The organism is Chryseobacterium sp. Chry.R1 (assembly GCF_039645525.1).
Classification (GTDB): Bacteria; Bacteroidota; Bacteroidia; order Flavobacteriales; family Weeksellaceae; genus Chryseobacterium; species Chryseobacterium proteolyticum.
In genome coordinates this window covers 1,234,939-1,258,734 of sequence record NZ_CP151793.1, presented here as the reverse complement: position 1 = coordinate 1,258,734, position 23,796 = coordinate 1,234,939, and the positions used below count along the sequence as shown (strand labels likewise).

The window sequence follows — 23,796 nt, the reverse complement described above, 5'->3', positions numbered from 1 at the left end:
TTAATCTTTATTTTTAAATGCCTCTAGTGTACTGTATTTTTCTCTTTTATAGTGCCTGACAATGATATCAAAGATCTTTTCTCTGAACAAGAAGCCAATCACGCCTAAAACTGCAATGCTGATTACGCCTCCTGTGATCCCGAAAGAATATTTAGAGATAGCAAAAACAGCCATGGGCAACAACATTTTAGGTATCAGCAATAACATTGCTTTTAAATTAAAACTATTTTTTTGGCCGATTCTTTTTTCCTTTGAATTAAGATCGATCTGCGTTTTATTAAACGCTCCTGACCATAATGTAAATTGTGAGTTAACTCCCATATTATATAGGCCTGCCGCTAAAAAGGTGATATATATTTCCCATCCGAAATACACATAAAATGCTGCAAGCACCATTGACAGAGAGGTTATAATATTCATGAGCCACCATTTGGCTTTAAGATATTCTTTATAGGGCACATTTAAGGTCATCATCAACGGATAATAAGAACTGTCGAATGCAGGAACTCTCTGTCCAAATAAAAATTGAAAGCCTCCAGTTACAAACAATCCCATAAACATCATCATAGCCGGAGTCTTATATACCGGAGAGACCAGCATCAGAAGACCATAAAAAACAAAAAAGAAACTTCCCAATAAAATACCTTTTGTTACCTTATTTCGTCTGAGCATTTTTACGTCATTATTAATAAAAGTTCCTAATGCGCCATACTTATTCAAAAAGGCGATATTTTCTGTTTTACCAATCGTTTTTTTAGCTTCAAGTCCCTGATCAAGATAAAATTCCCTACGGATATGATTAAAGCATAACCACCACAATACTAGAAACAAAACAAAGGCGATTACTGCATAATACGGTTTTTCATAAAAGCTATAAAACACCGTTTCTGAATAAGATAAAACAGGAATAATCTGGTAATAGTTCAACAAAGCAAAAGCTCCAAAAACAATCGCTACTGCAATGGCAACCTTTTCTTTATCATTGAAAAATATATTAATAAAATTATTTAGGTAAAAAAGAGAAGAGACCCCTATGAACCACCCAAAAATTTCTAAAAACCCGTATCCATTGAATAAGGCGATCAAAGAAAAGGTGATCAGGAAAAGAGAATTAAACCAGCTGAATGCAGACAGAAATGTCTTTACCAGCATATAATTAACCAATGTTTTCTTTGAAATATTCAGGGTAAGAAAGGGCTTGATGTTCTGAGTAGGCATTTCCTGCCAGATGTATTTGGCAGCAAGGTCGATAATCCATCCTATAATTAAAAATCTTGAAACTATTTTTAAGGGATCCTGATGAAGCTCTTCCTGTACATAAAAGAAAGCTGCGAATGCTCCACCTGCTAAACATGCCATAAAATAAAGAATCCCCATAAAACGAAGGATCTTCATTGCCATGTTAATCCCAACGGAAGTACCACGAAAAAAACTCTTGATTTCTAACCTGAGGAATTTTAAAAACATAACCTTTTTTTTACATTAGTAAATATAATGTAAAAAATGTTACAAAACTCAGCCTATAAGCTCTTTGGCCTGTGCTAAAGCCGCTTCGGTAATCTTACTTCCAGAAAGCAATTGGGCAATTTCATTTAGCTTTTCATCTTCATTTAACGGGATAATTGTAGATTGTGTCCTTCCTGCAACATCCTGCTTTACCACTTTGTAATTATTATTTCCTTTGGCCGCTACTTGTGCCAAATGAGAAATCACAATGAGCTGCATGTCTTTTGACATTTCCCGCATCAGATTTCCTATCTCTTCAGCAACTTTTCCAGAAACTCCGGTATCGATCTCATCTAGGATAAGCGTAGGAAGATCATCACTTTCGGCAATAATCTTTTTTACAGCAAGCATCACCCTTGATCTTTCCCCTCCGGAAATAGCCGTCTGAATAGGACGTAAAGGAAATCCTGAATTAGCCTGAAATAAAAGCTGGATATTTTCTTTACCAAAAGCATTAAAATCCGGTACTGTCTCTAGCTCTATATCTACTTTTGCTTTTTCAAGTCCTAATTTCTTTAAAAGCTCTTCTGCTTTTTTGATAAATACAGGAATACTTTTTTTCCTGTTCTTGGAAAGTTTTTCAGAAAGGGATAGAAGCGATTTTTCTTTCTTTAATATATCTTCCTTAATTTCACTGATCAGGCCTTCCAGTTCGGACGCTCCTTTTTGTTCACCTGCAAGCTGATCCCTGATTTCTTTCAATTCGCTGACATCTGCAACATTGTGCTTTAAAAGCAATGCATTCAGCTTGTTATTAAGTTCAGAAAGCAATGCCAGATTTTCAGGATTGATTTCAATTTTTTCAGATTCATTTTCAAGCTCCGAGATGATATCTTTTATTTCCACGAATGATTCATCAAGCCTTCTATCGAGTTCAGAAAAGCTATGCGAAATATCTGCAATTTTTGAAAGCTTATTTTTAGCTTCATTAAAAAAGGATAAAATCCCTATTTCTTCCTGATGAAATCTTGATAAAATCTGAACAAGATTATCAGAAATCATTTCCGCATTTTCCTGAATCGAAAGCTGGCTTTGTAATTCTTCATAATCAATATCATCCAGTTTCAGATCTTCCAGCTCATTCAGTAAAAATAATTTGTAATCACTTTCTTTGTTGTTTTCAAAAAGCTGAATTTGCAGTTTTTTAAGTTGTGCTTTTAAGCTTTGAAATTCTAAAAACTCGTATTGATAATCTGAAATCAGCTGTTTGTTTTCAGAAAGTCCGTCTATGATTTTAAACTGATATTCCGAGGTAAATAGATTGGAAGTTTCAAATTGGGAATGAATATCAATCAGCTGGGAAGAAAGTTCTTTTAAAACATCCAAAGTCACAGGAACATCATTAATGAAAGCCCTCGACTTTCCGGATGGCAGGATTTCTCTTCTGATAATGGTCTGATGCTCATAATCCAGATCGTTCTCTATAAAGAATTTTTTAAACTGGTTATCCAGAGAAAATTCGGTTTCTACAATACTTTTTTCTTCTGTTTTAGAAATAGATTTCAGATCTGCTCTTTCTCCTAAAATAAGCCTCAAAGCACCCAGTATGATCGATTTCCCAGCACCCGTTTCACCGGTAATCACCTGCAATCCGTTGTGCAAAGAAACTTCAAGAGTATCGATTAAAGCAAAGTTTTTAATAAAGATTTTCGAAAGCATAAATTTCCAGCAGATTAGTACTGCAAATATAAATTTTAGAATTAAGAATTCAAGATATTTATGTTCTTAAAATTTATTTCCACTTATTCCATTTATCATTAAACTTAGGTGCAAAAACCATCATCATCTGCTTAAGATCATTTAAAACTATTCCTCCGTTGTTGTTAGAGTTGAAAATATTAAAAATTTCATCATTCTTTACTTCAAGGAAAAGATTCAATGCATAATTCTGCTGGAAACTATTTTCATACGTTTTCAATTGCATCAGTGCATCGTATATAATTTTCTTAGGCTGTGTCTGATCCTGGTTGTATAAGTTATCTAATCCGGCTCTGTGGTAAGTATAGTATATGGAGCGCAACTGACTTAAGTTAGGACCTGTTAGCTGACTGATCAGAACACCTCTGGTTCTTGGCCCCTCACTTCCGATCTGTGCCCAGCCTTTGTATCCTCTGTTTTGTGCATTCTGCGCGATTTGCTGTGCTTTCGCAAACCATTGTGTCCCTCCCATTGATTGAAAGCTATCGGCATCATAACCTAAAACAAGATATACATAGAAACTGATAACATCAATAAGATTTTTACCTGAGAATTGCCTTTCGTTGAATATCAGGTTTTCATTTTCAACATATTCAAATTCGAAATTGGTATCCTGCAAGTTGATGAGCGGAGATTCGTAATTCGAATTATAAACGGGGCGAACTGCCTGAACAACAATATTTCCCCCATATTTGTTTCCATCTTTGGAAGTTAATACAATCGCAAAATTGGATTTTATTTTTTCAAAATTCTGAAGCTTTTTTCCCGTCCAGCTGGTATTATTAATAAAATCTTTAAGACTTTTTTCCAACGTTTTAAACGCCTGCTGGTTACTTCCTCCCAACTGTTGGGAATTTACCTGCACGGTAGACAGTAATTCCTGAGAAAAGCTGACGTTATATATGAAGAGCAGTAAAAATAAACCTATTAGTTTTTTCATTATCTATTAAAAATTGAGAACGGAAATTTATTAAAATTATTTTAAAAGTTGATCCTCAACGAAATTCAGAATATCTTTGGCTACATCCTCTTTTGATTTCAAATCAAATTCTTTCCTCTCTGTTTTGGTAAATATCCTTATTTTATTCGTGTCATTTTTAAACCCTGCCCCCGGATCACGAAGTGAATTGAGCACAATCATATCAAGATTCTTCTTCTCCAGTTTTCCTTTAGCATTTTCCTCTTCATTCTGAGTTTCCAGAGCAAACCCAACCAAAAACTGACGAGTTTTCTTCTCTCCCATCGTTTTAAGGATATCTGGATTTTTCACCAATTCTATTGTAAGATTTTCATCGTTCTTTTTGATTTTCTCGCTGGCGACCTCTTTCGGGGCATAATCCGCTACAGCAGCACTTGCTATCGCAATGTCTGCATTTTCATAAAATTCAAATACTTTATCAAGCATTTCTTTCGCGGAAACCACTTTATGCAGCTCTATATTAGGGGAGTGGATAACCTGAGAACTTGGACCGGATACAAGAATCACTTTAGCACCTCTCTTCGCGGCTTCTTCAGCCAATGAAAACCCCATTTTACCGGAAGAATGATTTCCTATAAACCGGACAGGATCAATAGCTTCATAGGTAGGACCTGCCGTGATCAAAACTGTTTTTCCTTTGAAAATTGTGTTGTCACCGGCTGCAGCAAAAAAGTTATCAACGGTTTTGAAAATAGTGTCAGGTTCCGCCATTCTTCCCTGACCCACTAAACCACTTGCAAGCTCTCCGCTTTCTGCCGGAATAACAAAGTGTCCGAAATCCTCAGCCAGTTCCAAGTTTTGTTTTGTAGTTGGGTGGTCGTACATATCAAGATCCATTGCAGGGGCAATAAAAACTGGGCATTTCGCAGACATATACGTAGCCAGCACCAGATTATCACACATTCCATGGGTCATTTTGGCCAACGTATTTGCAGTGCAGGGAGCAACGATCATTACATCCGCCCACAATCCCAATTCAACATGGCTGTTCCAGCTCCCATTTTCATTATAAAAATCAGTAAATACAGGCTTCCTGGATAATGTAGAAAGGCTTAGTTTGGTAACAAAATGTTCGGCATCAGGTGTCATAATAACCTGCACTTCCGCACCATTTTTTATAAAGTCTCTTATCAAAAAGTGAATTTTGTAAGCAGCAATTCCTCCAGAAACGGCAATAAGAATCTTTTTTCCGGAAACACTCATTTAGTTTTAATTTTTTAAAACACTAAATTACTTATTTTTTCCCACAACAGGTTTACAAACGACAAAGGTCATAAAGAAATTATTCCCTTATGACCTTCATTTATAAAAAATACAAATGATTTTTATTTTCTTTCTTCAGTTTTTCTGAAGTACACGTCTTCGTTCAACCATTCTTCAATTGCAATAGAAGTTGGTTTTGGAAGTTTTTCGTAATGTTTGGAGATCTCAATCTGCTCTCTGTTTTCGAAAACCTCTTCCAATGTAGAATTGTGAACAGCAAATTCATCTAATTTATTATGCAATTCAGTACGAATTTCTGCATTAATCTGCTCTGCTCTCTTTCCCATGATAACAATAGCTTCATAGATTGAACCTACTTTATCTTCAATCTTGTCTTTATCGTAAGTAATTGTATTTACTTCTGCTTTTGTATCTTTTACACTCATTTTGAGAAAATTATTTATTTATAAGGTGGCAAATTTACGAATTATCTTTTGATTTTGAAAGTGGCAGCCGGAGGAGGTGTTTGTAACGCAGCACTATCCCTCTGAATCTGCAATGCTTTCTTTTCTGTAGCGACCTGATCTTTGATCTGCTGATCGGTCTTTGTTCGTGCTTCCAGCTTCTCAGCTTCTTTCTTTTGCCTTGCTGTTAATGTTGCCAATCTGGCTTCTGTCTGCTTCTTAACAACTGCAAAGTTTTGCTTTTCTTTATCCAGCTTCTCTCTAAGATCTACTGCTGTTTTAGAATATTCTGTGTTCGGAAGCTCTTTTTCTACCTGCCTTGTGAATGCTATTGCACTTTCAATACGTTCTTCTTTAAGTCCGTATACCGAATTCTGTGCAAGTAGATAACGGGACTTCATCATATAATCATAGATTTTCGGACGAAGCTTTGTACTTGGAAAATCTTCCAATACGTTTTCCAAGGCAACAGTGGCTGATTTATAATCACCCATTTTATAGTATTGTCTTGCGTTTTCGTAGGATTTAAATTCCAGTTTATAAGTCAGCTCATCAATAAGCTGGTTGATATTTTTAGATCTTTCAGAATTTGGATAGTTGTTAAGGAAGTCTTGTAATTCATTGACTGCCAACTCAGTACTTGACTGATCCAGGTTGTAATCCATAGATCCTTCATAGTAACATAGTGCAGACATATACGCTGCTTCCTCAGCTCTCGGGTCTTTTGGAAAACTTACTGCAAAGTTTTTGAACTGGTGTCCTGCCAACTTATAGTTCTTATCATAGTAGTTTGCATAAGCCGTATTAAATCCAACATTCGGAAAGTCATCAGTCCCTGCAACTAGGTTAGCAAGCCTGTCATAAAGAGCCAAAGCGTTTTTCCATTTCTTTTTAGCAAAATTTTCATTAGCTGCTTTTAAGATGAAGGCTTTATCAGCACTTTTCAATGCTTTTTCCTGCTGACTCGCGCATGATGAAATTACAGCTATGGCAAAAAGACCTAAAATATATTTTTTCATAAAAAATTCAACCGTTATTGGATTATTCCAATCTATTAATTTGCAAAAATATAACTTTTTTATCAATAGATTTTTTTTTATGATTATTTAACGTAATTTTAGTCTGCAGCGTATCCTAATATTGCAAAAACACTCAATAAAAGGTTCATTCTGATTTTTTTCTCCGCTTCTTTAGCATAAGCTTCCTCATTTTTACTCGGCACATATAGCTCATAGAAATTTTTATTTCTAATGACAAATAATGTGGAACCCAGAATCGTTGTAAGGATATCTTCTGGCTTAGGAGTAAATGTAAAAACTCCGGACGCAACTCCTTTTTTGATCACCTCATCCAGTTTTTTTACAAAAAGCTGATAAAAATCCAGCAATTCAACTTTCAGGTTATCCGTATGTCGAAGCTCCTGAGTAACAAAGCCATGAAAATAATTATATTTAAATAATTGTGATACAATATATTTTATAATTTCTTTCATCTGCATCTCTGGTTTACCGTCTTTAATGGTATCAGCAAATTCCGAAAAATTTTCTCTGGTCTTTAGCACTCTGTACTGATAGAGGTAAGACATCATTTTTTCCTTGGACCCAAAATAATAAGAGATCATGGCTACATTAATGTTTGCTTTAGAGCAAATGTCTCTTACCGATGTTCCTTCATACCCTTTTTTCGCAATAAGCTCCTCCGCAATATCCAAAATATGGATCTGTTTTTCGGTAAATTTTTTTTTCATAAAGTGTCGCTTTTGAGTAAAGTTAAGAAATTTTTAACATATTTATAAACGTTTGTTTAAGAATTTTAAATTAATTCCAAATTATAGTATTTTTGATGATGGAATTTTTTGATTTTCACCATCATAAAAAAAATGTCTGCGACGGTATCTATAATCTGGATATCGGAGATACTATACCCAGTATATTTTATTCTGCGGGTATTCATCCAAAAGATATTGATCCGGACAAGATTGAGGTGCAGTTCAACTGGTTGGATTCCGTAATTCATGACAATTGCCTTACTATAGGAGAATGTGGCCTTGACAGCCTTGTTCCGGTTGATATGAAAATCCAGGAAAGTGTATTTTTAAGACAGATCAAATTGGCGAATGAATTAAAAAAGCCGATGGTTATTCATTGTGTCCGAAAATTCTACGAAGTCATTTCATTTAAAAAAAAGGCAGAACAGCCTATGATTATTCATGGTTTTAATAAAAAACAAAGCATCGCTGAAGATCTCCTAAAGAATAATTTCTATTTGAGTTTTGGAAAAGCTGTTTTGTATAATTTATCTTTGCAAAATATTTTGAAAATTACTGCTTTAGATAAAATCTTTTTAGAAACCGATAACGATGATTTTAATATTGAGTTATTGTACAGCAAAGTTTCGGAAATAAAAGGTATTTCTCGGGAAAACTTAAACAAACAAATTTTAGAAAATTTAGAGACGATAAAAAATGGATAAGTATTGGTTGGAAAGAACAGAGCTTCTTATTAAGGAAGAAGGACTCGAAAAGTTGAATAAAGCGACTGTTCTTGTAGTAGGATTAGGTGGAGTAGGCTCGTTTGCCGCTGAATTTTTAGCAAGATCCGGGGTCGGAAATATGACGATTGTAGATGGCGATACGGTAGATATCACAAACATTAACAGACAATTACCGGCATTACATTCTACTATCGGAAAGCACAAGGTTGAAATCGTTGCTGAAAGACTCTTAGATATTAACCCAAAACTTAATTTAATAACTATCAATGAGTTTTTAAATCCTGAAAGAATGGATCAGATCCTTGATGAAAACAAATTTGATTATATTCTCGATTGTATTGATAGCGTAACTCCAAAGCTTACATTGTTAATTGCTGCAAGAAGAAGAAAAATTAAGATCGTAAGTTCTATGGGAGCGGGTGGAAAAACAGATCCAAGCAAAGTAATGGTGAGAGACATCAGCAAAACCCACAACTGTTATCTGGCCAAGCAGGTTAGAAAAAGGCTTAAAAAGGAAAAAATAAATAAAGGCATCCGTTGTGTTTTCTCTAATGAACTTCAAAATGAAGAAAGTTTGAAAATGACAGATGGAACAAATTACAAAAGGTCTTTTTATGGGACTATCAGCTATATACCAGCCATTTTTGGATTGTATGCAGCGGCGGAAGTTATTAATCATTTAGTAAAAAAAGGCTAATGCAGAATTTCAGATACCCAAAGGAGGAAAAACTCAAAAAGACCATTGAAATCACCTTGCTTTTCGAAAAAGGTAAATGGAGAACCCATGGGAATCTGAGAATTATTTTACTTAAGGACAAACCCAATTTACCTGTTGAAGTTTCTAAATTCGGGGTTTCCGTATCTAAAAGGTATTTTAAAAAAGCAGTTCACAGAAACCGGATCAAAAGATTATTGAGAGAATGCTATCGCTTACATAAAGATCTTTTTAAAGAATCTTTTGGAGAAAAGACGATGGCCATGCTTTTTTGGATCTCCCCTGAACTTCCGCAAAAGTTCCAGGATGTAGAAGCCCAGTTCATCAAACTATGCCAGGCTCAGAAAAAACAGTAAACTCCTCATATTGTCTGTAATTTTCAGATAAGCTTACAATAGTTTTTGTAACTTTAGGGAACACAACCAATTTGAAAATTAATATGTTAGACAATATTCCCTATCTCCCTTATGTATTAAGTGCATTCATTGGCATTGGCCTGTCCGCAGCAACAGGCTTCAGGGTATTCCTTCCTCTGTTTGCCGTAAGCCTGGCATCCTACTTACACTGGATCCCTATGAATGATCAATTTGAATGGCTTGCCGGGCTCCCAACGCTTATTACAACAGGCATTGCTACGATCGCAGAAATTTTAACCTATTATATTCCATTTATTGATCATCTGCTGGATACACTGTCTGTTCCATTGGCAACTATTGCAGGATCCATCCTTTTTGCAAGCCAGTTTGCCGATTTTGGAACATTTCCGCAATGGGCATTGGCTATTATTGCCGGAGGCGGAACTGCCGCAACAATCAGTTCCGGATTTGCAGGAATCAGGGCTGCCTCCACAGCCACCACAGGAGGCTTAGGCAATTCTATTGTAGGGACCACTGAAACAGCAGGAGCAGGAATTATGTCCGTTCTGGCCATGGCCGTTCCTGTTATTGCGGCTATACTGGCTGTTATTTTAGTAATTATGGTAATTGTTGTGGGACGTAAGGCCTGGCAAAAATTAAAACGCAGTAAACAGACTATTGATAAAGTATAAAAAATACAGAAGGCTGAATATGAATTCAGCCTTCTGTATTTTTATTCGAACGAACTGTTTTATAAATGGCGTAAGCAAAAGGGAAAAAAACCGATGCATAAGACATTTTCAGCCCTTTATAAAACTCTTTTGGGGGATAAAATAAAAATGAAAGTAAGAATCCTAAAACAAGAAATCTAACAATCAGTACTATTACTCTCTTATCCATTTTTAAATTTTAATTTTTCCCTCTTATATCTTTTACTTCCTGTATTTTATCTTCAAAATACGATTTCTTTTCAGGATGTTTACCTGCTAATATTTCAAAAGCTTTTATTGCCTTTGTATATAGTTTTTGTTCAATATATAATCGGGCAAGCGTTTCTGTCATTAAATGCGAGATATCATCGTTTTTCTCTTTTACAACGAAGTTGCTCTCATCTTTTAACTGGCTTATTTTAGGATTATTCTCAATGAATGATTCAATCACTTTATTTTTAAGCTCAGCTTTATCCTTTTCAGGATCTTTCTCAGTACGATCTATCTTTAACCAACTCTGCCATGTATTGATAAATCCCGGAACATTGCTGTCAGCAGGATCCGCAGTGGCCTCTTCCACATGAGGTTTCTCAGATGCAAGATCTTCCGTATTGTTATCATTTTCTTCATCATTCTTAGTAGCCATCGTCCAGCTTGAAATATCTGAGCTGAAGAAAGAAACATTCATCACAGGGGCTTCTTCTTTATTTTCTTCTACAGAAGCTGCCTGAGATATTTCTGATTCTTCCTGAACGGGTTCCTGCTCTTCTATATCCTCTTTAACAATATGGTGCGTTGTCTCTTCTTTTGGTGCTTGTTCTTCTTCAGGAAGTTCTGCCGGTACAACTTCTTCTTTGGGTTGAGAAACAGGTGCCGGTTTATTGATAAGTGAATCGGGAGTATGGGATTCGAAACTCATAGGCTTCCATTCTGATTTCACTTCTGTGGCAATTCGAGGTTCTGATTCTTCCTGGTGAGCTTCAGCTTTGATCTCTTCTGAAGGATTAGTCACTTCGTGCACCGGTTCAGCTTTCTGTATCTCTTCCGCTTCCATTCCTTTTTCAACTTCAGGATGAAAACTCTGCGTTTCTGAAAAATTAATATCACGACTCAGAATTTCTGGTTCCGGATCTCGTTTTTCCTCAGTGACAGCCTTAGTTGCCTTCATTTTCTTTTCTACCTCTTCAATAAGCCTTCTCATTTCTTCTTCGTGCTTATTGAATCCCTGTTGTGCAACTTCAGCAACAGCAAGCTCATCGTTGCTGCCAGATTCAATCTTCACTTCTGGCATAAAGGAATCAGTACCATGGAAACTCAATTCCGAATCATCGGTTATTTCTTCTTTTTCAACAGGGGATGTAATCTGATCCTCATTGATTATTTCTTCCGGGGTATAAGTTTGTGACTCAGGTTCAGTAAAATCCTGATTTTCATCCGAAGTAAGCTCTGTCTCTTCTGTATCCCTAACTTCAATAATTTCAGCTTCAGAAGAAGTCGCCGTTTCTATTTCCTCTGCATTTATTTCTGGGGACTCTTCTACTTTATCCTCTTTAGCCGGTAATTGCTCAGTAATTTCTTTTTCTAAAGGTAAATTTTCAGGGAGTATTTGCTTTTGTGTAACTATCGTTCCTGATTCCAGCGTAGATTCTAAGTCAATTGTTTCGATATTGTTATCATCTAGGAAGTTTTCCTCTCCTTCAAACAAAATTCTGTTTCGTTCACCGTTTACATAAATATGTTTAATTTCCGGAAGTGGTGCCGGCAGCTTGTTAGTTGCTTCTTCTTTAGCCTGTATCTTCTCAGGTAGCTCTTCCCTTTTGATCGGGAAGCTTTTACTTTTAGGAAAATACCTTGAAGCATTTTCTTTATTCGTTACCACTTTATTTTCAGGAGCTGCAGGTTTCGTTTTTTCCTGAATTTTACCATTTATAAGCTGATAAAGGATCTTCTTATCAGTGGTATAAGCTGCAGTTGTAGACAATTCCTTCTGATAGTTTTCCTGATCATAAAGATGGATACCATATAAATGTAAAGCTCTTATATTCTGAATGTAGGGAAAAGAATTAATTTCTTCTTTCAAAAGATGAAGATCTTCCGATTGAATGTTTTTGGGGTTCTTTAATAATTCTAAAACTCTGCTATTCATCTTACCAGTTCGCTACAATATCGTTAAATATCTTATTAATGATTCTTTCGTTTACAATTTTAACCTGCGAGGTTTCTATCGCACTTTGAGACAAGCTGCTGTTGAATACAGCTTCATCTGAATATGTACGGTCAAAACTCAGGTCAGGATGAAGTTTATTCTCATAATGCACTTTTACAGTGATCGTTAGCTTATTTTGAGATTCTTGTATAACTCCTCCCGTAGCTGTTGTCTGAGTATTGGAGCTAATAGTAGTAGGAGTAATAGAATAGTCTGTAATTTCTCCTTCCACTAAGATGTCCGCATTCTCTTTTGTTCCTTTTAGTGTCGTTCTTTGTAGAAAACGATTTTGAATATCGGTAGAAAACTGCTGAGATAAAGTAGGATTTACTAAAGCCGCATTATTGGGAAATTCATTAATCTGAATCGTTTTCTCGTCTTTTAAAGACGATCCGGTAAAACTATAACACGAGTTTAGGGTACTTAAGCAAAGTAACAAAAACCCAACAATTTTCAGGCGCATTATACTGATATTCTTAATGTTAAAATTCATTTTTCGTTCCGATTTCTTTTATTTCATCATATTCTATCTGCTGGATTGCATCCTCAAACGCAAAGTAATGGGTTGTATAAAAATAAGGCATTGTGATAAAAATACCAATACCACAAAGAAGTATTCCTATCTGGGACAGAAACCAAACAATAATCGCAAATAAAAAGATAGTCAAGAGATTATTCCTGGTCATAATCCTCGACATGATCCATGCTGTTTTTATATCATTAACCTTTTTAAGAGATATGAGCCCCGGAATATAAAACCCAAGTAAAGCTACAATAAAAACAGCAATTACAATGAGGAATATATAAAGGACCATAAATAATCCGAATGCGGGCGGAACAGCATCTCCATCCACTACAGAAGTAAAAGGAATAAAAATAAACATCGGAATATAAAGAGCGAAAACTCCACCTATAATGATTAACTGTACGATAAAATAAGGTAAAAAATCATCGAAATTAAAAATTTCACCTGCGCTCACCTGTTCTCCTTTATTGACTTTCCGGCAATATTTGTAAAAATTACCCATTGCCAGTAGTCCACAAAAAGGTATAATTGACATTACCATACACAAAATGTAAGCTACTATAAAATTCCCAAAATCTTTCTTTAAAAGTTCCAGGCCTTTGCTCAGGTAATCGTTTAGTTTAAATTCGACAGGCCTTGCCTTATTATTCATCATACTTAGTCTTCTAGATTATATTGTTTTATCTTTCTGTATAGTGTTCTTTGTGAAATGCCCAACTCATCAGCCGCTTTATTCCTACGTCCCTTATGCTTCTCTAATGCTTTAATAATCAAATCTTTTTCATTATTTTGAAGCGAAAGCGATTCCGGCTTATTTTCTTCAATCTCTATATCCTGAATGTCTTCATAACTATCATCGGGAGTCGAAATAATGGTTGGAGTCTGAACTACAGGATGATTATCTTCAAAATAGAGTAGAGAATTAGCATTAGTATTTTGCTGTGAATCCGAAGTATAAAGTCTGTTGATCAAAGTTTTTTCCTGGGAACTTAGATCGCCAGCTCCTCTGTTTTTTATTAATTCAGAAGTCAGAGATCTCAGATCATTGATATCATTCCTCATATCAAACAGGATTTTATACATAATCTCTCTTTCGTTTCCGAAGTCACTCTGCTTCTGAGCGTTAGGCGTATTAACAACCATTGGCAAATGGCTTTCGGTCGGTATGTACTCCGCCAGTTTTTCAACGCTTATATTTCTTTCTCTTTCCACCACGGTCATCTGCTCAACTAAGTTTCTTAACTGACGTACATTCCCGGGAAAGCTATAATTTTCTATATAATGAACTGCACTTGGCTCTAAAACCAACTCAGGCATTCTGTATTTTTCAGCAAAATCGATTGCAAACTTTCTGAAAAGCAGATGAATATCTCCTTTTCTATCTCTCAAAGGCGGCATATCGATCTGCACGGTATTCAAACGATAAAATAAATCTTCGCGGAACCGTCCGTCCTGGATCGCCTTCATCATATTTACATTGGTTGCAGCAACAATCCTCACATTGGTCTTTTGTACCTGAGAAGATCCAACCTTCATAAATTCTCCACTTTCTAAAACCCTCAAAAGGCGGACTTGTGTTTGCAAAGGAAGTTCACCCACCTCATCCAGGAATATTGTTCCGCCATCTGCCACTTCAAAATAACCTTTTCTAGTTGCTGTAGCTCCGGTAAACGCTCCTTTTTCATGTCCAAATAATTCGGAATCAATGGTTCCTTCCGGAATAGCACCGCAATTGACAACGATGTAAGGCTGATGTTTTCTTCTGGATTCTGAATGAATAATCTTAGGGATAAATTCTTTTCCTACTCCGCTTTCCCCAATGACCAGAACGGAAATGTCTGTTGGTGCCACCTGAATAGATTTTTCCAAGGCACGGTTTAATGCAGGAAAATTACCAATTATTCCAAAACGGTTTTTTATATTTTGTAACTCGTTACTCATAAGTAAATTAGATTATTGATCTTAAATTTCGCCTACCTTCAATTTTGTTTTAGTAAGCATCATTAATTTGTTTAAATAAAAAAAGTTTAAATTTTAATTTTAACTTATTATATCCAAATAATCTTTGTTTCTGATTTTGGAAACTTTACTTTTAAAGTTGAAAGCTTTAGCAGATGCATATCCAGACCCTTTTTTCTCAAAATTCCTTAGAATCTCATCATATTTTCCAGCTTCACCTCTACCTCCACTCTCATTAAAACCCGGATTATGATCTCTATTTGAACTAAGATCTCCGGCGTTTTGCTTTTGGCTGATTGCGGTGTAGTGAATTTTATGCTTTCTCTCGGAAAGATGAGATCCTTCACAATCCTGAGAACTTAAAAACTGATGATAGACATCATAAAGCCTATGAATATTGGTATTTTCAGCAGAACAGGTTGTGTTTTGTGCTGAAATATTACTGCAGATTATTACCAATAAAACACTCAGGCAATATTTATGAAGCTTTTCCATTGTCTATTTTATGGTTATTGATAATAATTTATAGTTTATAATTTACTCCTGTAAAAAGTAGATTAGTTTTTAACTGTTTCCCCTAAAAGCGTGCCTTGTGTATTGTCAAATACAAAAACATCCACAATGTCACCTATCTTTTGACCTTCCAGCATATCGAATACACAAACAGCATTCTGGGAATTTCTTCCCTTCCATTGATTTTTATTCTTTTTGGAAACTCCTTCAATGAGAATCTGATGCACTCTTCCTACATAGGATTTCATCCTTTTTTTAGAAAGCTCTCCCTGTAAAGCGATAACCTCCGCCAAACGTCTCTGTTTAACATCTGCAGGAATATTATCTTCCATCTTTTTATGGGCCGGAGTACCAGGCCTTTCAGAGTAAGCAAACATATATCCATAGTCATACTCTACCTCTCTCATCAGGCTTAGGGTATCCTGGTGATCCTCTTCAGTTTCATTACAAAAACCAATGATCATATCCTGGGAAAAAGAGATATCAGGAACAATTTCCTTAGCTTTTCTGATAAGTTCCAGATATTCTTCTCTGGTGTGCTGTCTGTTCATTGCAGCCAGCATATTATTACTTCCACTTTGTACCGGAAGATGCACATATTTACAAATGTTCTCATGCTTAGCCATGACCCTGAATACATCAAGACTCATATCCTGAGGGTTGGAAGTAGAGAATCTTATTCTCATTTCCGGAACCGCTTGAGCAACTAAACCAAGCAGCTGAGCAAAATCAACGGCCGTAGCTTTCTGCATTTCAGAAGCTTTTGCAAAATCTTTTTTCGGGCCCCCTCCATACCACAGGTAAGAATCTACGTTCTGCCCCAAAAGGGTAATTTCTTTATATCCGCTATTCCAAAGATCTTTACATTCTTCAAGAATTGAATGTGGATCACGGCTTCTTTCTCTTCCTCTTGTAAAAGGAACAACACAGAAGGTACACATGTTATCACAACCCCTTGTAATAGTTACAAACGCGGTTACTCCATTTCCACCCAGACGGACAGGATTTATATCTGCATAGGTTTCTTCTTTGGACAAAATAACATTGATCGCGTCCCTGCCATCTTCTGTTTCCTTTAATAAATTAGGCAGATCCCTGTAGGCATCAGGTCCTACAACAAGATCAACAAGCTGTTCCTCTTCGAGAAACTTAGTTTTTAATCTCTCCGCCATGCATCCAAGAACACCCACCGTCATATTTGGCCGTTCTTTCTTGAGGCTTTTAAACTGAGAAAGACGCATCCTTACGGTCTGTTCAGCCTTCTCACGTATAGAACAAGTATTTAAAAGAATGAGGTCTGCTTCTTCTACTTTAAGGGTGGTATTATATCCCTGTTCATTAAGGATAGAAGCAACAATCTCAGAATCAGAGAAATTCATCTGACAGCCGTAGCTTTCTAAAAATAATTTTTTAGAATTCCCAACTTTTTCAGCAATAGCAAAAGCTTCTCCCTGTTTCGTTTCGTCTATATATTTTTCCTGCACAATAATCAATTTAAGTTTTAAATCACAAAGTTAAAGCACTCCCTTCAACTTTAGAATGCTAAACTTTTATAATCAATTTGCAAAGATACAAAATATTGTGACAGAATGGCAGGATTATCTTTTCTAAAAAGAAGGGCTTCAAGATACAGCCAATCAATTGGATTATATAAATATTTTAATTGTCTTTAAACAATAGATACACAATGATTCTCCATAAAAATAACCTTAATAAAAAGGGACTATAAATCCGTAGCCATAGATGATAAATTCATTTTTATCTTTATCTGAGAAGTTACGGGTCTATTATTACAGGTAGCAGGTATCCAGTTCTTTTTGATTCTCCTTACAATATATTTCATATCATCAAAAAAATATTTCGCTGTTCGCAACCTTTGGAGAACCATCTATCCCTACAACCTTGCCAGTTTCATTGATGGTTATGGTAAAATTGAAATCCCCGTTCAGTACATAAAAGTCAGAATTAAGATAATTGTACATATATTTTCGCAGCGTTTCTTTGTAAACTGATGCCCCTCCTTTATAGGCTGCCGTTTTAAAGTCAGTACAGTTTTTAATTGCAATCTGTAATAAGGATTCCTTGATATCAATTTTTAAAATATTCTTATTGGTTTCCGTAATAAAAGAATCATCCCGATCTTCAACATCCTGTTGCCCAAATAAAAAAACAGATATTAAAAGCGATAAAAATAAAATCAAAACCTTCATATGACCAGATTTATAACTCTAAATAAAATTAACACAAACGTTTTATTATTGCATCACAAGATCTTCTTTAGCCTTACTTCCGGTTTCTTTAAGCAATACTGAAATAAAAATTGCCAGAACAATTCCACCTATCCAAAACAACACAGAATTATGGAAATGCTCTTCTCCCGGTGCTATCCCTAAATTCTTCCCAAACCATCGGCTAAATAGGGGACTTAATAAGGTAGTTACTCCAAACGTAATAAAATTAATTGCTCCCGTAGCACTTCCTTTAACATAATCAGGATTAGCCTCTTTAATGACAGAATAAGGAATCATTGCCGCTCCTGAACCTAATCCAAAAATAAACATACTCACTTTTGCCGGGTACAGGTCCGGTAAGTAAATTAATTGAAGCAAACTTAAGATCATCAAAGCGGCCCCTCCAAAAAGTACAGGCTTTCTTTTTCCTAGCCTATCGGTTATAAATCCCAAAAGAGGACATCCAAAAACCCATCCAAAGGCAACCATAGCACTTGTGATAGCGGCTTCATGAAAAATAAACCCTTTATCTTTTTGGAAAAACGCTACTGCCCAGGTCATGGCAAATATGGTCGTCGGTGCAAATAGCAATCCTGAAATCACTCCACATAACCAGGATTGGGGATTTGTAAACACGATTTTATACGGTTCTAAATAACCTACCGGTTTTGACACTCCCGATGATTGTTCAGATCTTTTTTCTTTAGGAATAACAAAGAATAATCCTAATGCTGTAATCACTGTTATAATTCCCGACCATAACCAAAAGCTATCAATATTCACTCCTTCTTCCACCCAGGGCCCTACCACAAACTGTCCGGCAGTTCCACCCAACATTCCTACGCATTGGGTAACTCCGATTGCCGTTGCCAAAGATTTTGACGAAAACCCCTTACTTGCAAGATAAACACATCCAGGAAAGGCAAAAGCACAACCTGCACCCTGCAGTAATCTTCCTGAAATTCCGGCAATTTGAGAAGACAACAGAAATAATAAACATCCTATCCCTAATATCAGCGCTCCGGTAAAAAGGGATTTTTTTCCTCCGAATTTATCTAGAGCGATTCCGGCAATCAGACTACAGGTGGAATAAGTATAGTAATAGGTGCCTACCATGCTGATCAGCTTCAACTCTGTTGTATTGAAATTATTGATCAGCTGTGGAATCATTACTGCCGGAGCAGATCTGATCACATAGTCTAAAAAATAAAATACAAGTCCAAATATCCAAGCAACAACATACAGTTTCTTTAAAGAATTATCCATTACAATAATCCTTTAATGTGCTTATAATTACTCTTTACGGTTTCAAGAACTTCTTCCATTTTACCACCCAACATCAGCTGAGCCATAGACTTGGTCATCCCTACCACCTGATCAAAATCTATTTTTGGCGGCAATGCCAGGGCATTAGGATTCGTAAAGATATTTAAAAGATAAGGTCCGTTATAGTTCAGACATTCTTCAATAGCACTCTCAACCTCTTCCGGTTTATGAACATTTTTTCCAGGATAGCCCATTGCCTGCGCAACCATTGCAAAATCAGGATTGATCATATCCGTTTCGTTATCCGGCATCCCTCCTACTTCCATTTCCAGCTTTACCATGCCCAAAGCCCTGTTGTTAAAAACGATCAGCTTAACCGGAAGCTTATATTGGAAAATTGTAGCCATATCTCCCAGTAACATCGACAGTCCGCCATCTCCACACATGGCAATCACCTGCCTGCCCGGGTATGCCAATGATGCTCCGATAGCCATCGGCATCGCATTTGCCATGGATCCATGGTTAAAAGAGCCCAGCATTTTACGCTCTCCTGTACCCGTTATAAATCTTGCTCCCCAAACACAGCACATTCCGGTATCCACGGTGAAAATTGCATCATTTTTTGCAATCCTGTCTAAAGTATGCGCAACGTATTCCGGTTGTATGGCATCTTCTTTTCCTGAATCTCTTACATAAGTAAGTTGATTTTCTTTTACTTTTTCGTAAAACTCAAGTTGCTGATTCAGGAAATGAACATCTGTTTTTTCTTTTAAAAGGGGCATTAATGCTTTAATAGTCTCTTTGACATCTCCTGCAAGACCCAATTCCAGTTTAGCTCTTCGTCCTAATCTTTCAGGACTTTCATCGACTTGGACAATCTTATTTTTTACAGGCATAAACTTCTCATAAGGAAAATCTGTTCCCAAGAGAAGAACCAGATCCGCATCATGCATGGCATGATAAGCAGAAGGAAAACCAAGCAGACCCGTGAGTCCTACTTCATAGGGATTATTAGGCTGAATCGCCATTTTTCCTCTGAAAGAATATCCGACAGGAGCTTTTAAATATTGTGATAATCCTATTACTTCCGCATTCGCCTTTTCAGCTCCAATCCCACAATAGATGGTCACCTTTTCGCTTTCGTTGATAAGTTTTGCCAGGTTATTCAATTCCTCGTCCGATGGACGAATAACCGGATTCGTTCTAAATATCTGAGCGGAAGTTGTCGCCTCTTCTGCATCCAGTTCAGAAACATCTCCCGGAAGGCCAATTACGGCAACTCCTTTTTTGGAAATAGCATGCTGAATCGCGGTCTGCACTGTTCTTTGAACCTGTTCAGGTCTGGTAATCATCTGATTGTAATAGCTGCAATCGTCAAATAACTTTATCGTATTCGTTTCCTGAAAATAATCCATCCCCATTTCCTCACTCGGAATCGTAGATGCAATTACCAACATAGGTACATGGGACCGGTGCGCCTCGTAAACGCCATTAATAAGATGTACATGTCCGGGGCCACAGCTTCCGGCACAAACGGCAAAACCATCAAGTTCCGCTTCTGCGGCGGCGGCATATGCTCCAACTTCTTCATGTCTCACATGAATCCATTCAATGCTGCTCTTTTTAACCGCTATATTTAAATGATTAAGACTATCACCTGTTACTGCATAAATTCTTTTCACATTTGCGTTCTCAAGCATTTCAACAATTTGTTCTGCTATATTTTTTGCCATAATTAATATTTTTTGGTACTTATTATTTTTGGAAATAAAGAAAAAGGGAAATAGATGATTGAGATTTTTCGGGTTTGAAAATCTATATCCCTATCAAATTTAATGATTTATTTTAGGAACCCCATCGGTATAGTCTGTTAATTTACCTTAATTAACATCTAAAAAAAGCTCCGCAATTTCTTGCGGAGCTTATCATATTTTAATTAAATTACTTCAATCTGATTTCTCAAAAGATCTTCAAACTCGTCTCTCTTACGAATAAGATGAGCCTTTCCATCTAAGAAAAGTACTTCTGCGGGCTTCAGTCTGGAGTTGAAGTTCGAACTCATTTCAAAACCATAGGCTCCTGCAGTATGGAAGGCTAGAATATCTCCTTCTTTCACTTCATTTAATTTTCTATCCCAGGCAAATGTGTCCGTTTCACAGATATTTCCGACCACAGTATAAATCCTTTCAGGACCTTTTTGGTTCGATAAATTCTCAATAGTATGGTAAGAATCATAAAACATAGGACGGATCAGGTGATTGAATCCTGAATTAACCCCTACAAAAACCGTTGCTGTAGTTTGCTTGATAACATTAGCTTTTACCAAAAGATAACCACTTTTCCCAACAAGGAATTTTCCGGGCTCAAACCATAATTCAAATTTTTTACCTGTATTTTTAGAAAAATCGGCAATTACTTTCTCAACTTTTTTACCCAGTGTTTTCACGTCTGTCTCCATCTCACTTTCCTGATAAGGAATTTTGAAACCGCTTCCCATATCAAGGTATTTCAAATTAGGAAAATGCTCAGAAAGCTCTAACATAATATCCAATGCCTGTAAAAAAACATCCGGATCTTTGATCTCACTTCCTGTATCCATGTGAAGACCTTCAACATTAAGGTTGGTACTCTTCATTACCCTTTCGATATGACGAACCTGGTGAATAGAAATACCGAACTTGCTATCGATATGACCTGTGGATATTTTATAATTTCCTCCAGCAAAAATATGAGGATTGATTCTTACGAGAATCGGATAAGTATCTCCGTATTTATTTCCAAATTGCTCAAGAATAGAGATATTATCAATATTAATGTGCACTCCATATTGCATCGCTTCTTCAATTTCAGCAAGATCCACACAATTTGGGGTAAACAATATTTTTTCTTTAGTAAATCCTGCCTTTAAACCAAGCTTTACTTCGTTAATAGAAACACAATCCAAAGAAGCACCCAGGTTCTTGACATACTTTAGAATGTTGATGTTAGTCAATGCCTTTGCGGCATAAAAGAACTTTGTGTGTTTTAAAAAAGAAGATGTAAGTTTTTCATATTGAGTTTTGATAGATTCAGCATCATAAACATACACCGGGGTGCCAAACTCATTGGCAATCTTTAATAATTCTTTTGAATTCATAATTTCATTTTAACATAAAAAAAAGCAGATTCTTTCCTCAAGAGTCCGCCACATTAACTATTTTTTATGCAAGACAACTCTTTTAAATATTCCAAACCTTAGAGAACTTTATAGCTCCCTTTTTTCCAGTTTTAATTTGCTTAAAATATTGCATTGCTTATTTTTATTTTTGCAAAAATACTATTTATTTTTTTATTCTATCCAAATTGATTTGAAAAGCCTCCACCTTACTTTTTATCATTTAGGCAACGGGAGTGTCTCAAAATCACCGCGAAGCAGTGCTAACTGTAAATCATTAATCAGGTCAGAAGCAGGTAAAGGCAGGTCGATTTTCAGCTTGGAGAGCCTGCTCAGAGTCTGAATCTGTGTAAACAGTTCATAAAAACCGTATGAAACAACTTTACCATTTTCAATAATTAAAAATAATTTCTCACCCAATTTCCTTCCTGAGCCAAGCCATAGCTCATTCCGGTTTTTAAAATCAATCTTTCTTTTAAAAATACTAATATCATCATATTCTCTCTGGCCGCCAATAAACTGGATTGCTTTTGATCCTTGTGTAAAAGACCTGAACTTCAGAATAGGTTTATCTTCTTTGTTCAGTTTATTTTTCTCAACAATATATTTATCGTTTCTATGATAAAGGCCAAAAGGTAAAATTTCTCTCCTCTTGATATTTTTTGAATTGAGTATCAATCTGGCAATAATATCATTTCCAGTAAGTTCGAAACTAATCTGTTCTACCTCATTCTGTATCGTTTCCCATTTTTTGGATTTCGAATTAAATACTTTTTTTGAAAACTTATTGATATCCTGAACATACTCTGAAAGAATGATTTTTCCAGCTGCATTCTGAAAATACACAAACCCTCTTTCATTAGGTAAATCCTGCGTTAACAGCTTGATTTTGTTGATATAAGTCTTAGCATTGGATTCATCGTGATGTTTTTGTATAATCTCATTCTCAGTATCCTTTGAAACCAGCAGCCTGAATAACTCCAAAGTAGCCCTCGCGTCTCCGTCTGCCCTGTGATGATTGGTTAAAGGAATTCCAAGAGATTTTACAAGCTTACCCAGCGAATAGCTTGCTTCATCAGGAATGAGCTTTTTAGCTAATGGAATAGTATCTAAAGTATTGATTTTAAAATCATAACCAAGGCTTTTAAAAGATTGCCGAAGCATTCTGTAATCAAAATCAATATTATGCCCGACCAAAGTAGTATTTTGGGTAATTTCAATGACTCTTTTTGCAATTTCATGAAATTTCGGAGCCGTTTTAACCATTTTAGGAGTAATCCCTGTCAGCTTTTGTACAAACGGAGTAATATCACTTTCCGGATTCACCAAAGAAATGAACTGGTCAACAATTTTCTGCCCGTCATACCGATAAATGGCAATATCTATAATGCATTCATGTCTATAACCTGCACCATTACTTTCTATATCTATAATTGAATACATTTAACCTGATGTTATAATATTTCTTCTGTTGCGGATTTTAATAATTTTTGTCATTAAAAGTCCGAAAATTAGCGTTAAAAAACTAAGTACATAACCCATGCCATACGTCCAAAGAGGCTGCATCATCGCATTTTGACCGTCTTTAACCATGGACACAAAAATGGCAAAAATAATATATAAACTGATAAGGCCCATAGTGCCTCCAAACAATTCATACATCCGTTTTTTATTGAGCAGTAAAGGCAATCCCGCTAAAATAACAAAAATTATATCAAATATTCCAAAGTGGTTATGAATGGTATCCATTATGAGATTAACCGAAGCTAATCCGATACAATAAAAAGATGATACATTTTTCATGGTTATTAGATAAG

General features: G+C 35.9%; 23 protein-coding genes. 4 read left to right on the top strand and 19 right to left on the bottom strand.

Annotated features, from left to right (window positions below; genetic code table 11):
* The 7 genes from AAEU33_RS05935 to AAEU33_RS05905 form a co-directional block, all read right to left on the bottom strand.
* Entirely contained in the window at positions 1–1,467 is a 1,467-nt protein-coding gene (locus AAEU33_RS05935) for a DUF5687 family protein (protein ID WP_345991389.1), read from the bottom strand.
* Positions 1,468–1,515: 48 nt separating this feature from the next.
* On the bottom strand, positions 1,516–3,165 hold the full coding sequence (locus AAEU33_RS05930) for a DNA repair protein RecN (RefSeq protein WP_345991387.1): 1,650 nt from the start codon (positions 3,163–3,165) through the stop codon (positions 1,516–1,518).
* 73 nt (positions 3,166–3,238) lie between these two features.
* Positions 3,239–4,144, bottom strand: a complete 906-nt coding sequence (locus AAEU33_RS05925; RefSeq protein ID WP_172281366.1) for a DUF4835 family protein — start codon at positions 4,142–4,144, stop codon at positions 3,239–3,241.
* Positions 4,145–4,180: 36 nt separating this feature from the next.
* Positions 4,181–5,386, bottom strand: coding sequence for a bifunctional phosphopantothenoylcysteine decarboxylase/phosphopantothenate--cysteine ligase CoaBC (coaBC, locus tag AAEU33_RS05920; RefSeq protein WP_345991385.1), 1,206 nt, complete (start codon positions 5,384–5,386; stop codon positions 4,181–4,183).
* 122 nt (positions 5,387–5,508) lie between these two features.
* On the bottom strand, positions 5,509–5,832 hold the full coding sequence (locus AAEU33_RS05915; RefSeq protein ID WP_034681463.1) for a DNA-directed RNA polymerase subunit omega: 324 nt from the start codon (positions 5,830–5,832) through the stop codon (positions 5,509–5,511).
* 41 nt (positions 5,833–5,873) lie between these two features.
* Positions 5,874–6,869, bottom strand: a complete 996-nt coding sequence (gene bamD, locus AAEU33_RS05910) for an outer membrane protein assembly factor BamD (RefSeq protein WP_172281372.1) — start codon at positions 6,867–6,869, stop codon at positions 5,874–5,876.
* A gap of 98 nt (positions 6,870–6,967) precedes the next feature.
* A complete protein-coding gene (locus AAEU33_RS05905) occupies positions 6,968–7,597 on the bottom strand; it encodes a TetR family transcriptional regulator (RefSeq protein ID WP_172281374.1) in 630 nt (209 codons plus the stop codon).
* A gap of 95 nt (positions 7,598–7,692) precedes the next feature.
* Between AAEU33_RS05905 and AAEU33_RS05900 the strand changes: the two genes are divergently transcribed.
* The 4 genes from AAEU33_RS05900 (at position 7,693) to AAEU33_RS05885 (ending at position 10,106) form a co-directional block, all read left to right on the top strand.
* Positions 7,693–8,322: a TatD family hydrolase gene (locus tag AAEU33_RS05900; RefSeq protein WP_345991382.1), complete on the top strand. Its 630-nt coding sequence runs from the start codon at positions 7,693–7,695 to the stop codon at positions 8,320–8,322.
* The gene (locus AAEU33_RS05895) at positions 8,315–9,040 is read left to right on the top strand and encodes a tRNA threonylcarbamoyladenosine dehydratase (protein ID WP_273650114.1); all 726 of its coding nucleotides are present in this window, start codon (positions 8,315–8,317) and stop codon (positions 9,038–9,040) included. Before AAEU33_RS05900 ends, AAEU33_RS05895 begins: the two co-directional genes overlap by 8 nt.
* Positions 9,040–9,414 (top strand): ribonuclease P protein component, encoded by a 375-nt coding sequence (gene rnpA / locus AAEU33_RS05890; RefSeq protein ID WP_345991379.1) that lies wholly within the window; start codon positions 9,040–9,042, stop codon positions 9,412–9,414. The genes AAEU33_RS05895 and rnpA overlap by 1 nt, the downstream gene beginning before the upstream one ends.
* 83 nt (positions 9,415–9,497) lie before the next feature.
* Positions 9,498–10,106 carry a DUF4126 domain-containing protein gene (locus tag AAEU33_RS05885; protein ID WP_345991378.1) on the top strand — a complete coding sequence of 203 codons (609 nt, stop codon included), beginning with the start codon at positions 9,498–9,500 and terminating at the stop codon, positions 10,104–10,106.
* Positions 10,107–10,323: 217 nt separating this feature from the next.
* Here AAEU33_RS05885 and AAEU33_RS05880 read toward each other — a convergent pair whose 3' ends face one another.
* The 12 genes from AAEU33_RS05880 to AAEU33_RS05825 form a co-directional block, all read right to left on the bottom strand.
* Positions 10,324–12,270, bottom strand: a complete 1,947-nt coding sequence (locus AAEU33_RS05880; RefSeq protein WP_345991376.1) for a hypothetical protein — start codon at positions 12,268–12,270, stop codon at positions 10,324–10,326.
* Position 12,271: 1 nt separating this feature from the next.
* A complete protein-coding gene (locus AAEU33_RS05875) occupies positions 12,272–12,823 on the bottom strand; it encodes an LptE family protein (protein ID WP_172281388.1) in 552 nt (183 codons plus the stop codon).
* A complete protein-coding gene (locus tag AAEU33_RS05870) occupies positions 12,813–13,511 on the bottom strand; it encodes a hypothetical protein (RefSeq protein WP_345991374.1) in 699 nt (232 codons plus the stop codon). The genes AAEU33_RS05875 and AAEU33_RS05870 overlap by 11 nt, the downstream gene beginning before the upstream one ends.
* A 2-nt stretch (positions 13,512–13,513) precedes the next feature.
* On the bottom strand, positions 13,514–14,797 hold the full coding sequence (locus tag AAEU33_RS05865; protein ID WP_345991372.1) for a sigma-54 dependent transcriptional regulator: 1,284 nt from the start codon (positions 14,795–14,797) through the stop codon (positions 13,514–13,516).
* A gap of 99 nt (positions 14,798–14,896) precedes the next feature.
* Positions 14,897–15,310, bottom strand: coding sequence for a hypothetical protein (locus tag AAEU33_RS05860; RefSeq protein WP_345991371.1), 414 nt, complete (start codon positions 15,308–15,310; stop codon positions 14,897–14,899).
* 62 nt (positions 15,311–15,372) lie between these two features.
* Positions 15,373–16,812, bottom strand: coding sequence for a tRNA (N6-isopentenyl adenosine(37)-C2)-methylthiotransferase MiaB (miaB, locus tag AAEU33_RS05855; RefSeq protein ID WP_345991369.1), 1,440 nt, complete (start codon positions 16,810–16,812; stop codon positions 15,373–15,375).
* A 363-nt stretch (positions 16,813–17,175) separates the two neighbouring features.
* A complete protein-coding gene (locus tag AAEU33_RS05850; RefSeq protein WP_345991367.1) occupies positions 17,176–17,538 on the bottom strand; it encodes a hypothetical protein in 363 nt (120 codons plus the stop codon).
* A 45-nt stretch (positions 17,539–17,583) separates the two neighbouring features.
* On the bottom strand, positions 17,584–18,825 hold the full coding sequence (locus AAEU33_RS05845; protein ID WP_345991365.1) for an MFS transporter: 1,242 nt from the start codon (positions 18,823–18,825) through the stop codon (positions 17,584–17,586).
* The gene (locus tag AAEU33_RS05840; RefSeq protein ID WP_345991364.1) at positions 18,825–20,558 is read right to left on the bottom strand and encodes a thiamine pyrophosphate-dependent enzyme; all 1,734 of its coding nucleotides are present in this window, start codon (positions 20,556–20,558) and stop codon (positions 18,825–18,827) included. The genes AAEU33_RS05845 and AAEU33_RS05840 overlap by 1 nt, the downstream gene beginning before the upstream one ends.
* Before the next feature lie 203 nt (positions 20,559–20,761).
* A complete protein-coding gene (gene lysA / locus AAEU33_RS05835) occupies positions 20,762–21,961 on the bottom strand; it encodes a diaminopimelate decarboxylase (protein ID WP_345991362.1) in 1,200 nt (399 codons plus the stop codon).
* Between the two features lie 237 nt (positions 21,962–22,198).
* On the bottom strand, positions 22,199–23,422 hold the full coding sequence (locus AAEU33_RS05830; protein WP_273650136.1) for a 3'-5' exonuclease: 1,224 nt from the start codon (positions 23,420–23,422) through the stop codon (positions 22,199–22,201).
* Positions 23,423–23,782, bottom strand: a complete 360-nt coding sequence (locus AAEU33_RS05825) for a hypothetical protein (protein WP_345991360.1) — start codon at positions 23,780–23,782, stop codon at positions 23,423–23,425.
* Positions 23,783–23,796: the final 14 nt, after the last annotated feature.

Excerpts from the sequence above, each read along its gene's own strand:
- AAEU33_RS05935 (WP_345991389.1), bottom strand. The coding sequence starts at position 1,467 with ATGTTTTTAAAATTCCTCAGGTTAGAAATCAAGAGTTTTTTTCGTGGT.
- AAEU33_RS05930 (WP_345991387.1), bottom strand. The coding sequence starts at position 3,165 with ATGCTTTCGAAAATCTTTATTAAAAACTTTGCTTTAATCGATACTCTT.
- AAEU33_RS05925 (WP_172281366.1), bottom strand. The coding sequence starts at position 4,144 with ATGAAAAAACTAATAGGTTTATTTTTACTGCTCTTCATATATAACGTC.
- coaBC (WP_345991385.1), bottom strand. The coding sequence starts at position 5,386 with ATGAGTGTTTCCGGAAAAAAGATTCTTATTGCCGTTTCTGGAGGAATT.
- AAEU33_RS05915 (WP_034681463.1), bottom strand. The coding sequence starts at position 5,832 with ATGAGTGTAAAAGATACAAAAGCAGAAGTAAATACAATTACTTACGAT.
- bamD (WP_172281372.1), bottom strand. The coding sequence starts at position 6,869 with ATGAAAAAATATATTTTAGGTCTTTTTGCCATAGCTGTAATTTCATCA.
- AAEU33_RS05905 (WP_172281374.1), bottom strand. The coding sequence starts at position 7,597 with ATGAAAAAAAAATTTACCGAAAAACAGATCCATATTTTGGATATTGCG.
- AAEU33_RS05900 (WP_345991382.1), top strand. The coding sequence starts at position 7,693 with ATGATGGAATTTTTTGATTTTCACCATCATAAAAAAAATGTCTGCGAC.
- AAEU33_RS05895 (WP_273650114.1), top strand. The coding sequence starts at position 8,315 with ATGGATAAGTATTGGTTGGAAAGAACAGAGCTTCTTATTAAGGAAGAA.
- rnpA (WP_345991379.1), top strand. The coding sequence starts at position 9,040 with ATGCAGAATTTCAGATACCCAAAGGAGGAAAAACTCAAAAAGACCATT.
- AAEU33_RS05885 (WP_345991378.1), top strand. The coding sequence starts at position 9,498 with ATGTTAGACAATATTCCCTATCTCCCTTATGTATTAAGTGCATTCATT.
- AAEU33_RS05880 (WP_345991376.1), bottom strand. The coding sequence starts at position 12,270 with ATGAATAGCAGAGTTTTAGAATTATTAAAGAACCCCAAAAACATTCAA.
- AAEU33_RS05875 (WP_172281388.1), bottom strand. The coding sequence starts at position 12,823 with ATGAATTTTAACATTAAGAATATCAGTATAATGCGCCTGAAAATTGTT.
- AAEU33_RS05870 (WP_345991374.1), bottom strand. The coding sequence starts at position 13,511 with ATGATGAATAATAAGGCAAGGCCTGTCGAATTTAAACTAAACGATTAC.
- AAEU33_RS05865 (WP_345991372.1), bottom strand. The coding sequence starts at position 14,797 with ATGAGTAACGAGTTACAAAATATAAAAAACCGTTTTGGAATAATTGGT.
- AAEU33_RS05860 (WP_345991371.1), bottom strand. The coding sequence starts at position 15,310 with ATGGAAAAGCTTCATAAATATTGCCTGAGTGTTTTATTGGTAATAATC.
- AAEU33_RS05850 (WP_345991367.1), bottom strand. The coding sequence starts at position 17,538 with ATGAAGGTTTTGATTTTATTTTTATCGCTTTTAATATCTGTTTTTTTA.
- AAEU33_RS05845 (WP_345991365.1), bottom strand. The coding sequence starts at position 18,825 with ATGGATAATTCTTTAAAGAAACTGTATGTTGTTGCTTGGATATTTGGA.
- AAEU33_RS05840 (WP_345991364.1), bottom strand. The coding sequence starts at position 20,558 with ATGGCAAAAAATATAGCAGAACAAATTGTTGAAATGCTTGAGAACGCA.
- lysA (WP_345991362.1), bottom strand. The coding sequence starts at position 21,961 with ATGAATTCAAAAGAATTATTAAAGATTGCCAATGAGTTTGGCACCCCG.
- AAEU33_RS05830 (WP_273650136.1), bottom strand. The coding sequence starts at position 23,422 with ATGTATTCAATTATAGATATAGAAAGTAATGGTGCAGGTTATAGACAT.
- AAEU33_RS05825 (WP_345991360.1), bottom strand. The coding sequence starts at position 23,782 with ATGAAAAATGTATCATCTTTTTATTGTATCGGATTAGCTTCGGTTAAT.